General features: G+C 73.0%; 10 protein-coding genes. 2 read left to right on the top strand and 8 right to left on the bottom strand.

All coding sequences use genetic code 11. The annotated features are described in order from the left end of the window. Positions 1-103: 103 nt before the first annotated feature. Positions 104-415 carry a Rossmann-fold NAD(P)-binding domain-containing protein gene (locus HIR71_RS15840; RefSeq protein ID WP_169326035.1) on the bottom strand — a complete coding sequence of 104 codons (312 nt, stop codon included), beginning with the start codon at positions 413-415 and terminating at the stop codon, positions 104-106. 118 nt (positions 416-533) lie between these two features. Here HIR71_RS15840 and HIR71_RS15835 point away from each other — a divergent pair, with 118 nt between their 5' ends. Beyond that, positions 534-1,097: a DoxX family membrane protein gene (locus tag HIR71_RS15835; RefSeq protein ID WP_169326034.1), complete on the top strand. Its 564-nt coding sequence runs from the start codon at positions 534-536 to the stop codon at positions 1,095-1,097. Positions 1,098-1,195: 98 nt separating this feature from the next. Here HIR71_RS15835 and HIR71_RS15830 read toward each other — a convergent pair whose 3' ends face one another. The 5 genes from HIR71_RS15830 to HIR71_RS15810 form a co-directional block, all read right to left on the bottom strand. Next, positions 1,196-1,756 carry a GNAT family N-acetyltransferase gene (locus HIR71_RS15830; protein ID WP_169326033.1) on the bottom strand — a complete coding sequence of 187 codons (561 nt, stop codon included), beginning with the start codon at positions 1,754-1,756 and terminating at the stop codon, positions 1,196-1,198. Between the two features lie 26 nt (positions 1,757-1,782). Continuing rightward, the gene (gene gatB, locus HIR71_RS15825; RefSeq protein ID WP_169326032.1) at positions 1,783-3,309 is read right to left on the bottom strand and encodes an Asp-tRNA(Asn)/Glu-tRNA(Gln) amidotransferase subunit GatB; all 1,527 of its coding nucleotides are present in this window, start codon (positions 3,307-3,309) and stop codon (positions 1,783-1,785) included. Beyond that, on the bottom strand, positions 3,306-4,856 hold the full coding sequence (gatA, locus tag HIR71_RS15820; RefSeq protein WP_169326031.1) for an Asp-tRNA(Asn)/Glu-tRNA(Gln) amidotransferase subunit GatA: 1,551 nt from the start codon (positions 4,854-4,856) through the stop codon (positions 3,306-3,308). The genes gatB and gatA overlap by 4 nt, the downstream gene beginning before the upstream one ends. Next, positions 4,856-5,152 carry an Asp-tRNA(Asn)/Glu-tRNA(Gln) amidotransferase subunit GatC gene (gene gatC / locus HIR71_RS15815; RefSeq protein WP_169326030.1) on the bottom strand — a complete coding sequence of 99 codons (297 nt, stop codon included), beginning with the start codon at positions 5,150-5,152 and terminating at the stop codon, positions 4,856-4,858. The genes gatA and gatC overlap by 1 nt, the downstream gene beginning before the upstream one ends. 138 nt (positions 5,153-5,290) lie before the next feature. Continuing rightward, on the bottom strand, positions 5,291-5,716 hold the full coding sequence (locus HIR71_RS15810; protein ID WP_169326029.1) for a pilus assembly protein CpaE: 426 nt from the start codon (positions 5,714-5,716) through the stop codon (positions 5,291-5,293). 59 nt (positions 5,717-5,775) lie between these two features. Here HIR71_RS15810 and HIR71_RS15805 point away from each other — a divergent pair, with 59 nt between their 5' ends. Then, positions 5,776-7,278, top strand: a complete 1,503-nt coding sequence (locus HIR71_RS15805) for an HNH endonuclease signature motif containing protein (RefSeq protein ID WP_311836329.1) — start codon at positions 5,776-5,778, stop codon at positions 7,276-7,278. Between the two features lie 153 nt (positions 7,279-7,431). Here the strand turns inward: HIR71_RS15805 and HIR71_RS16545 are convergent, their stop codons facing one another. Both HIR71_RS16545 and ligA read right to left on the bottom strand, forming a co-directional pair. After that, positions 7,432-9,129: a GNAT family N-acetyltransferase gene (locus HIR71_RS16545; protein WP_211374310.1), complete on the bottom strand. Its 1,698-nt coding sequence runs from the start codon at positions 9,127-9,129 to the stop codon at positions 7,432-7,434. Next, the gene (ligA, locus tag HIR71_RS15790) at positions 9,122-11,290 is read right to left on the bottom strand and encodes an NAD-dependent DNA ligase LigA (RefSeq protein ID WP_396031873.1); all 2,169 of its coding nucleotides are present in this window, start codon (positions 11,288-11,290) and stop codon (positions 9,122-9,124) included. The genes HIR71_RS16545 and ligA overlap by 8 nt, the downstream gene beginning before the upstream one ends. Positions 11,291-11,477 lie beyond the last annotated feature (187 nt).

The following is an 11,477-nucleotide window of genomic DNA, read 5'->3' as shown; positions in this document are numbered from 1 at the left end:
TCGACGAGATGCCCTTCTTGAACTGGCGATACGGACCTTCGACAAGTCGTATCTTCCCAAGTCAGGAGGGCATTCTCGCGTTCCCACGCCCACCCCGCGGCAATCAGCCCATCGGTGAATCGAGGCTGAGCCTGACCCCGGGCGGCAGTGCGGGCAGCACGTGCTCGTACCCGGCGCTCGGCAGCTGCACGAACGACAGCCGGGGCAGCGCCCGCAGCCGCTCGAGGCCCGCGCGGTCGGTGAAGTAGTGCGGCACGACGACGCCGTCCACCTCGTGCGCGACGTCGCGGGGCAGGTCCTCGGTGATCCCCCACTCCACGAGGCGCACCCCGGGCGGGGCGACGAGGTCGGCGGACGTCTCGGTGTCGGGCACGGTGACGGTGAGGACGGGCGGGGGATCTGTCGCGGCGGGCACGCCTCATCCTCGCCGAAAGTGAGGACCTAGGGCCCGCGAGAGCGGGTGGGCGGGTCCCGATGCTGGAAGCACCACAACAACCGGCAGCACGGCACGACGAGACGCAAGGAGGCACATCATGTCCACACACATCGACACCCCGAGGACGACCCGCCCCGCGACCCTGGTCGAGGAGGACGTCGTCACGACCGTCACGGGCCGACGCTGGCTCGCGGTGACGCGGCTCGCCGCCGGCTTCATCTTCTTCTGGGCGTTCGTCGACAAGCTGTTCGGCCTGGGGTACTCGACGCCTACCGAACGGGCCTGGATCAACGGCGGCACGCCGAGCCAGGGCTTCATGAAGAGCGATGCGGTGGTCGGCCCGTTCAAGGACACGTTCGCCGGGCTCGCGAGCCCGGTCACCGACTGGCTGTTCATGCTCGCGCTGCTCGGCATCGGCGTCGCCCTGCTGCTCGGCATCGGCCTCAGGATCGCGGCCGTGGCCGGCTCGCTCCTGATGCTGCTCATGTGGACCGCGGAGTGGCACCTGCAGTCCGGCTCGACCAACCCGCTCGTCGAGTACCACGTCATCTACGCCCTCGTGCTGATCGTCAGCGCGGTGCTCCTCGCCGGCGACACGTGGGGACTCGGGCGCCGGTGGGCACGGCTGCCCCTCGTCCAGAAGGCAGCCTGGCTGCGCTGAGCGCACGCGCTCTGCCCGGCCGACACACCGAGGGCCGCGGACCGACAGGTCCGCGGCCCTCGGCGCGTGCGTGCTCAGGCACCGCCCTCGAGCGCCGCTCAGGGGAGCAGCGAGGCCCGGTAGTCGTCCTCGAGCATGGCCATGAGGACGGCGTCGCACCAGAACTCGCCGTCCCGGTGGCTCTCGCGGAGCTTGCCCTCGACCTCGAAGCCGACGCTCGCGTAGAGCATGCGGGCGCGCGGGTTGATGCTGAGCACCTCGAGCCCGACCCGGTGCAGGCCGAGGCCGTCCGGCGCGTCGCCGAAAGCGTGCGCGAGAACGAGCGAGATCGCCTCGCGGCCGAAGCCGCGGCCGCGCTGGCCGGGACGCAAGCTCATCCGCAAGGTGGCGTTCGCGGCGCGCGGGTCGAACCGGTCGAGCCCGATCTCGCCCAGGAACTCGTCGGAGTCGTGCGTCGTGATGGCGAGGTCGAGGCGGTCGTCGCGGTCGGCGACCGTCGCGCACCACTCGTCGATCTGCGCGCGCGTCCAGCCCACCGGCTGGCGGCCGCTCACCCGCATGCCCTCGGGATCGTTGAGCATCTCCCACATCGGCTCGGCGTCGCCCGCGGCGACCGGGCGGAGCACCACCAGCTCGCCACGCAGCTCGGGCTTCTCCATGCGGCTCCTCACGGTCGGGCCGGTCGTCAGGACTGGGTGATGCGCTCCAGCACGAGCTCACGGACACGGGCGGCGTCCGCCTGGCCGCGGGTCGCCTTCATGACCGCGCCGATGATCGCGCCGACCGGTCCGAGGTTGCCCCCGCGCACCTTCGCCGCCACGTCCGGCTGGGCCGCGAGCGCCTCGTCGACGGCGGCGAGCAGGACGCCGTCGTCGGACACGACCTCGAGGCCGCGGGCGACCAGCACCTCCTCGGGCGACCCCTGTCCCGCGAGCACGCCCTCGAGGACCTGGCGCGCGAGCTTGTCGTTGATGCGGCCCGCGTCGACGAGCGCCTGGAGCTCTCCGACCTGGGCCGGCGTGATCGGCAGCTGCTCGAGCTCGACGTCGGTCGTCTTCGCGGTCCGGGCCAGCTCGCCCATCCACCACTTGCGGGCGGCGGCAGGGGTCGAGCCGGCCGCGATGGTGGCCTCGACCAGCTCGATCGCACCGGCGTTGACGACGTCCCGCATCTCGAGGTCGCTGTAGTCCCAGTCCTGCTGGAGGCGAGCCCGGCGCGCGGCCGGCATCTCGGGCAGGCTCGCGCGGATCGCCTCGACCCACTCGCGGCTCGGCGCGATCGGCACGAGGTCCGGCTCGGGGAAGTAGCGGTAGTCCTCGGCGTCCGACTTCACGCGGCCGGGGGTGGTGATGCCCGTGTCCTCGTGCCAGTGCCGCGTCTCCTGCACGACCGTGCCACCGCTCGCGAGGATCGCCGCCTGGCGGGAGACCTCGTAGCGGACCGCCCGCTCGACCGAACGGAAGGAGTTGACGTTCTTGGTCTCGGTGCGGGTCCCGAGCGGCGACTCCGGGGTGGGTCGCAGCGACAGGTTGACGTCGGCGCGGACGTTGCCGCGCTCCATGCGCGCCTGCGAGACTCCGAGCGTCCGGAAGATGTCGCGGAGCGACCGGACGTACGCGCTGGCGACCTCGGGCGCGCGCGCCCCGGCTCCGGTGATCGGCTTGGTGACGATCTCGACGAGGGGGATGCCGGCACGGTTGTAGTCGACGAGCGAGTACTCGGCGCCGTGGATCCTTCCGGTGACGCCTCCGACGTGGGTGTTCTTCCCGGCGTCCTCCTCCAGGTGCGCGCGCTCGATCTCGACGCGGAAGATCGTGCCGTCCTGGAGCTCGACGTCGAGGTGGCCCTCGAACGCGATGGGCTCGTCGTACTGCGACGTCTGGAAGTTCTTCGGGACGTCCGGGTAGAAGTAGTTCTTCCGCGCGAACCGGCAGGTCTCGGCGATCTGGCAGTTGAGCGCGAGGCCGATGCGGAGGGCGTACTCGACCGCGGTGCCGTTGACGACCGGGAGGGCGCCCGGGAGGCCCAGCGACACCGGGGTGACCGCGGTGTTCGGCTCGGCGCCGAAGACCTGCTCGGCGGAGTCGAACATCTTGGTGCGCGTGCCCAGCTCGACGTGCACCTCGATGCCGATGACGGGGTCGAAGCGCACGACGGCGTCGTCGTAGTCGACCAGCTCGACCCCCGTGGCGTGGGTGGTGTGCGCGGTCATCGGGCGACCTCCAGCTCGGGGGCGCGGGCGAGCAACGGGCCGCCCCAGGTGGACTCGAGGAGCGCCTCGAGCGCGGCGCCGACGCGGTACAGCCGATCGTCCGCCTTCGCCGGGGCGAGGATCTGCAGGCCGACGGGGAGGCCGTCGTCGGACAGGCCGTTGGGGACCGACATGCCGGGGACGCCCGCGAGGTTCGCGGGGATGGTGGCGACGTCGTTGAGGTACATCGCGAGCGGGTCGTCGAGCTTCTCGCCCAGCTTGAACGCCGTGGTGGGCGCCGTGGGCGAGACCAGGACGTCGGCCTGCTCGAACGCGGCGGCGAAGTCGCGCTGGATCAGCGTGCGGACCTTCTGCGCGCTGCCGTAGTAGGCGTCGTAGTACCCGGCCGAGAGCGCGTAGGTGCCGAGGATGATCCGGCGCTTGACCTCGTCACCGAAGCCGGCGCCGCGGGTCGCGGACATGACGCGCTCGGCGGTCGCGGCGAGACCGTCACCGCCGTCCGGGACGACGCGGAGCCCGAAGCGCATCCCGTCGAACTTCGCGAGGTTGCTCGACGCCTCGCTCGGGAGGATCAGGTAGTACGCGCCGAGCGCGTAGGTGAAGTGCGGGCACGAGACCTCGACGATCTCCGCACCGGCACCCCGGAGCAGCTCGAGCGACTCCTCGAACCGCGCCCGGACGCCAGGCTGGTAGCCCTCGCCACCCAGTTCGGTCACGACGCCGACGCGGACGCCCCGGAGGTCGCCGGCCGCCCCGGCGCGCGCCGCTTCGACCAGCGGCGGCAGCGGCTCGGGGATGGAGGTCGAGTCGCGCGGGTCGTGGCCGCCGATCAGCTCGTGCAGCAGCGCGGAGTCGAGGACGGTCCGCGTGACGGGGCCCGCCTGGTCGAGGCTCGAGGCGAGCGCGATGAGACCGTAGCGGGAGACCCCGCCGTACGTCGGCTTGACGCCCACGGTGCCGGTGACGGCCCCCGGCTGGCGGATCGAGCCGCCCGTGTCGGTGCCGATGGCGAGCGGGGCCTCGTAGGCGGCGACCGCCGCGGCGCTTCCTCCGCCCGAGCCGCCCGGGATGCGGTCGAGGTCCCACGGGTTGTGCGTGTTGCCGAACGCCGAGTGCTCGGTGCTCGAGCCCATGGCGAACTCGTCCATGTTGGTCTTGCCGAGGATCGGCAGGCCCGCCTCGCGGAGCCGCGTGGTGATCGTCGCGTCGTAGGGCGGGATCCAGCCCTGGAGGATCTTGGAGCCGGCCGTCGTCGGCAGGTCCTTGGTCACCACGATGTCCTTGACGGCGATCGGCACGCCCGCGAGCGCGTGGAGCCGCTCCCCCGCGCTGCGCCGGGCGTCGACGTCGCGTGCGGTGGCGAGAGCGCCGTCGTCGTCGATGTGCAGGAAGGCGTGGACCGAGGGCTCGACGGCCGCGATGCGTTCGAGGTGCGCCTGGGTGACCTCGACGCTCGAGACCTCGCCGGCCGCGAGTCGGGTGGCGAGCTCGGCGGCGGAGAGGCGGGTGAGGTCGGTGGCGCCGGTGGCGGTGGTGCTGGTGCCCATCAGTCCTCCTCGAGGATCTGCGGGACGAGGAACCGGCCCGACTCGGCGGCGGGGGCACCCGCGAGGATGTCCGCCACCGGCAGCGACGGCTCGGGGACGTCGGCGCGGAAGACGTTCGTCATCGGGAGCGGGTGGCTCGTCGGAGGGACGTCGGGGGTGGCGACCTCACTGACGCGCGCGACCGACTGGACGATGACGTCGAGCTCGCCGGCGAGGCGGTCCAGCTCGGCGGGTGTCAGGTCGATCCGGGCCAGCCCGGCCACGCGCGCGACCTCGTCGCGGGAGATGGTGGACATGGGGCCAGTCTAGTGACCGGTCGAGCGGTGACCGGGTCGAGGCGGCCGGGGGCACGTCGGCGGCCGTGGGGGTCGTGGGTGAGCCCTGGGGTCGGGGGTGAGCCGCGGGCGTCGTGGGTGAGGGGGTCGGCGCAGTCGTCAGCCCCCGGGACCGCCGACGGCGAGGCCCACCAACGCGAGCAGCGCGAGGGCGTAGGCGTCTGCTGGGGTCGCTGCCTCGAACGTCTCCTCGGTGCCCGACGGTGAACGGGTCGTGACGACGTAGTCGCCGTCGGGCACCGTCGCCAGGGAGCGGAAGGTGCCGCCCAGGAGGTCGCGGAGCTGGTCCTCGCGCGGGAGCCAGAGGGCGTCGTCCTTCGCGACCGAGTCGAGCGCCCACTCTGTCGTGCCGTTGAAGCCGAGGACGGTGCCGGTCGGGAACTCGTGGGGCTCGACCATCATGTCGCTGATCGTGAAGACGTCCCCGGTGAGCTCCGGCTGCAGGATCGTGAAGGCGTCGCCGGAGCGCGGGTGCCAGCGGACGCCGGCGGCACGAAGCTCGACGGCGAGGTCGACGGAGATCATCGGCCCAGTATCGCCAGGCGCACGGGTGGTTGTCAGTGGCTCGGACTAGCTTCGTACACGTGTTCGAGACAGCCGCCCCTGCCCGTGACGGAAGCACGCCGTCGCGGCCGGGGCCGTCGACGTCGGGGATCGATCTCGTCTTCACGCAGATGATGGCCACCGTCACGCCTGCCGCCGCGCACAGTGTCCCGTCGGGGTCGGTCGTGCGCGCGGCGGCGCCGAGCGGCGTGGAACTGGCTTCCGCGCTCGACGGCGCAGCTCCAGGGGTCGACCTCGTCGAGGTGCTCGGCAGCCTGGTCCCCGCCGACCTGCACGACGCGGCGCTGGTCGAGGCGATCGCGGGCTGGGAACGGATCGCGTCGTGGGCGGCGGCGCAGCAGGCCCGGCTGATCGTCGAGCTGGGCCGGCGCCGGGAGATCGGTCGCCTGGGCGAGTACGTCGCCGACGAGGTCGCGCTGCGGCTCTCGACGACGCGAGCGGTGGCCGAACGCAAGGTCGGGCTCGCGACCTGCCTGGATGCGATGCCCGAGGTCCACGACGCCCTTCGATCGGGCGAGATCGACGTCCGCAAGGCCGTGGCGCTCGTCGACGCGACCGAGCACCTGCCCATCGAGGAGGCGCGGCGCGCCGCGGTGCTCGTCCTCCCCGACGCGCGGGACCTCACGGTCCCTCAGCTGCGCGCGCGCCTGCGACGCCTCGACCTGACCCGTGACGTCGGGGCGGCGCGGCGTCGGGAGGCCCGCGCGGTCGACCAGCGGCACGTGACACTGAGCCCGGCGCCCGACTCGATGGCGTGGATCAACGCCTACCTCCCCGCAGTGGACGCGATGCGGGTCTTCACCGCGCTGGATGCCCTGGCCGGGACGGCCGCGGCCGACGACCGGCGCGGGATCGATGCCCGCCGCGCCGATGCGCTGAGCGACACGTTCGCGCGGATCCTCGACGGGGGCCAGGCGCCGGGGGGAGGCGCACTGGTCACGCGGCACCGCCGACGGCCGCACCTGCACGTCACCGCCGCGGCCACGACACTCCTCGGCCTCGACGAAGCGCCCGCAGAGCTCGCCGGGTACGGCCCCATCCCCGCGGCGACAGCGCGCGCCCTCGCCGCCGACGCCACCTGGCGCCGGATCTTCACCGATCCGGCCACGGGGCAGCTGACGGGGATCGGTCCACGCGCCTACCGCGCGGGGGCGGACCTGACGGCGACCGTCATCGCGCGCGACGTCACGTGCACGTTCCCGGGATGCCGTACGCCGTCGTTCCGCTGCGACCTCGACCACGTCGAGCCGTTCGACCCGGACTCACCCGGGGAGCATCAGACGACGTGCGACAATCTGCACGCGCTGTGCCGCCATCATCATCGCCTCAAGACCCACGGGGGCTGGACGGTGACCCGCCAGCCGTCGACCGGCGCCACCGACTGGACCGCGCCGACCGGCCACCGCTACCGCAGGCCGACCATCCCGGCCGACGGGACGCCGCCACGACAGCCCGGCATCGGCGGCGAGCCACCCGGGTCGGGGTTCGTGCGGAACGACACCGAGCGGCCCCCACCGTTCTGAGAGGACCCCGTCTGAGGAACCGGGACCCGTTCTGAGGGACTGATCCGCCCCCAGCTCGCCCTGCCCTGCCCTGCCCTGCAAGGCCATGCCAGGCCATGCCCACCAGCCAGCGACGGCATCCGGCTTCCCCGGCTCCTTGACCGATCCCTGCACTCACCGCTCGCGGTAGTGGTACCGCTCCGCCGGGCTGAAGCCGAGCCTGCCGTACAGCGCCAACGCCGAGTCGTTGGACTGTTCGACCTGGAGGAACGCACGGGTCGCACCGCGGTCGACGGCGTGCCGGAGCGCCTCGAGCGTCAGTGCCCGCCCGATGCCGCGACGTCGTGCCTCGGGCTGCACCATCAGGCAGGAGAGTCCGGCCCAGTCGTCCTGCAGCGCCGCCCGGATGACCGCGACGATCCGCCCATCGAGCTCCGCCGCCACGTAGAGGGCGGCCGTCCCCGAGAGGACGGCGGCAGCGAGGTCGTGGTCGACCGCGTGCGCCGAGACCTTCACGGCGAGCCACGCCGACAGCCACCGGGCGTCGGGTTCCTCCGTGAGGACGAACGAGGGCTCGACCGACCGCGTGTCGCTCACAGCGCCGGTGGGGCCATCGCCGTTCCGCTCGGATCCCCTACCCCTCGCCCGGCTGCCGGCGCCATCGCCGTTCCGCTCGGATCCTCGATCGACTGCCGCGAGCAGCGAAGACAGCTCGTCGCGGACCATCACGATGGTGTGCGACACGTCGCGGTACCCGCGCGCCTCCAGCAGCTCGTCGAGATCCTCCGGCCGGGCGTCGCGACAGACGCGGAACACCGAGGCCTGGCCGGCGGCGGCGTAGAGCCGCTCGACCCCCTTGATCGCCCGATGGACGTCGTCGGGCTCCGCGAGGGCCACGACGCTGTTGGCGCGGCGCGTGAAGCCGCCCGACAGCCCGACGCGCCAGCCCTCGACGTCGCGGACCTCGCGAGCTCTCCACATCGCCGTCTCGACACGGGCGCCCGGCCCCGTCGGGACGTCCCACACGTAGACCCTGAGCCCGACCCCTTCGTGGCGCCAGTCACGATCGGGCGCGCGGACGAAGCCCAGCCGCTCGTAGAGCCGATGTGCGCCCGCCATCGCGTCGAGCGTGGACAGCACCAACCGATCCGCACCCGACGTCACCGCCTCCAGCATGGCTGCTCGGGTGAGTGCCTCGGCGATCCCGCGACGTCGCGCCTCGGGGGCGACCGCGAGCATGCGCACCTCGATCTCGCCGGGTTCGGCCACCTCGGCGTAGGACGTCCCAGCGGGGGCGAGCGTGATCGTGCCGACGACGGTCGGCGTCCCGACCAGCAAAGACCGGCGGCCACGGGACGCCGATCGCACGCCACCGGCGGCGCGCACGGAGCTCGGGCGTGCTCCGCTCGCGCGTGCGCTGCTCACGCGTGCGCTGCTCTCGTGTGTCCAGCCCGCGTGTGCCGAGTCTTCCGGAGCAGAGCCCGCGTGTGCCGAGTCTTCCGGAGCAGAGCCCGAGCCACCCGAACCCCCGCCAGCCACACGTCCGGGAACCGAGCCCCCGGGAGCCGTCAGCCCCTCCGCAACGAGCCGGTCCACGCCGTCGTCCGGACCCGGCTCGGTCGCACGATGACGCGCGCTCTCGGCGTCGCCGTCTGCCCCGTCGTCGCCGTCGTCCCCGGCACCCGCGAGCGCGGGCAGCAGAGCGACGAGCAGCGTCGCCTCCTGTGCACGCCGAGCGGCATCGAGCAGCTCGTCGAGGTACTCGTCGTCGTCGCTGATCAGCCCGTCGACGAGGTACGCCTCGGCAGTCAGTGCGCCGGCGGCCGCGACGTCCTCGTCCGTGGTCGCCGTACGGATCACGCGCTCAGGCATCGATCGCCTCCGGTCCTTCGGCGAGCAGCCGGGTGAACCCGGCCTCGTCCAGGATGGGCAGCCCCAGCTCCCGCGCCTTCGCCTCCTTGCTCCCCGCGTTCTCGCCGACCACGACGAAGTCGGTGTTCTTCGAGACGCTTCCGGCCGCCTTGCCGCCGCGCGCCAGGATCGCCTCCTTGGCGCCGTCGCGCGAGTACCCGTCGAGCGAGCCGGTGACCACTACCGTGACACCCTCGAGCGTCCGCGGGATCGTGTCGTCGCGCTCGTCGGCCATGCGCACGCCGGCCGCCCGCCACTTCCGCACGATGCCCTCGTGCCACCTCTCGTCCTCACCGGGCTGCTCGAACCAGTCGCGCACAGCGGCCGCGATCGTGGGCCCGACGCCGGCCACGCGGGCGAGCGCCTGCGGGTCCGCATCGCGCGCCGCCTCCTCGATCGCGTCGAGGGAGCCGAACTCCGCGGCGAGCGCGCGGGCCGCCGTCGGGCCCACGTGGCGGACGGACAGCGCGACCAGGACCCGCCACAGCGGCGCAGCCTTCGCCTTCTCGAGGTTCGTCAGCAGGCTCTCCCCGACCGCGTTGAGGTCGCCGGCCTCCCGCACGCGACCCTTGACCTTGGAGCGTGCCGAGAGGATGAACAGCGGCACGCGCCGCAAGGCATCGGCGTCGAGCGCGAACAGGTCGCCCTCGTCCCTCACGACGCCCGCGTCGAGCAGCGCGCTCGCGCCCTCCCAACCCAGCGCCTCGATGTCGAACGCGCCCCGGGAGGCGACGTGGAAGAGCCGCTCCCGCAGCTGGGACGGGCACGACCGCGTGTTGGGGCAGCGGATGTCGACGTCGCCCTCCTTGGCGGGCGCGAGCGGGGTGCCGCACGAGGGACACTCCGTCGGCATCACGAACTCGCGCTCGGAGCCGTCCCGCAAGGCGACCACCGGCCCGACGATCTCCGGGATGACGTCCCCCGCCTTGCGCAGCACGACCGTGTCGCCGATGAGCACCCCCTTGCGCCTGACCTCGCTCGCGTTGTGCAGCGTCGCCATCTCGACCGTCGACCCGGCCACGAGGGCCGGCTCCATGACGCCGTACGGCGTGACCCGACCCGTCCGGCCGACGTTCACGCGGATGTCGAGGAGCTTCGTGTTGACCTCCTCGGGCGGGTACTTGTACGCGATCGCCCACCGTGGCGCCCGGCTCGTCGACCCGAGCCGCCGCTGGAGCGCGACCTCGTCGACCTTGACGACGACGCCGTCGATCTCGTGCTCGACGTCGTGCCGGTGCTCCCCGTAGTGACGGATCATCTCCCGCACGCCCGCCAGGTCGTCGACCACCCGGTAGCGCGTCGAGACCGGCACGCCCCACCCGGACAGCACCTCGTACGACTGCGACTGCCGCTCGATGGACCGCCCGCGGCCGGACCACCGCAGCGCGCCGATCCCGTGCGCGAGCATCCGCAGCGGCCGCGACGCCGTCACGCGCGGGTCCTTCTGCCGCAGCGACCCGGCCGCCGCGTTCCGCGGGTTGGCGAACGGAGACCTCCCCGCCTGGACCTGGGACGCGTTGAGCGCCTCGAACCCCTCGACGGGCAGGAAGACCTCGCCGCGGATCTCGATGAGCTCGGGGTGGTCGGTCCCGGCGAGCACGTGCGGGATCCCCTCGATCGTCCGGACGTTGTGGGTCACGTCCTCGCCCGTGCGCCCGTCGCCCCGGGTCGCGGCGCGCACGAGCCTGCCACGCTCGTAGAGCAGCGCGATCGCGAGCCCGTCGATCTTGAGCTCGCACAGGTAGTGCATGCCCGCGCTCGCGCCGTCGAGGTCGCGCTGCACCCGCTCGGCCCATCCGGTCAGGTCGTCCTCGGAGAAGGCGTTGTCGAGCGAGAGCATCCGTTCGACGTGGTCGACGGCGGCGAAGTCGGTCGAGAACGTCCCGCCCACCTTCTGCGTGGGCGACTCGGGCGTCCGCAGCCCGAACTGCTCGTAGTGGTCCTCGAGCGCCTCGAGGCGGCGCAGGAGGCCGTCGTACTCGCCGTCGCTCACGGTGGGTGCGTCCCGGACGTAGTACGCGAACTGGTGGTCGCGGACCTGCTCGGCCAGCCCGGTCCAGCGACGACGCGCGGCCGCCTCGTCCAGGTCGACGTCGGCGGGATCCAGGTCCAGGTCGCTCACGGGCTCATCATCCCGCGACGCACCGACACCGCCAGGGGACGACACGACCGGGCGACGACGCCCGCCGCTCACCCGATCAGCCCGAGCCCTCGGCCCGCTCCGCCACGACCTCGGCCGCGCGCACCGCCGCCTGCAGCTCGCGCCGCGCCGCGCCGGGCGTGCGTGGCGCTCCGCCCGCGCCCGCGCC

The organism is Cellulomonas fimi (assembly GCF_012952065.1).
GTDB lineage: Bacteria > Actinomycetota > Actinomycetes > Actinomycetales > Cellulomonadaceae > Pengzhenrongella > Pengzhenrongella fimi_A.
This window is presented reverse-complemented; position numbering and strand designations above follow the sequence as displayed.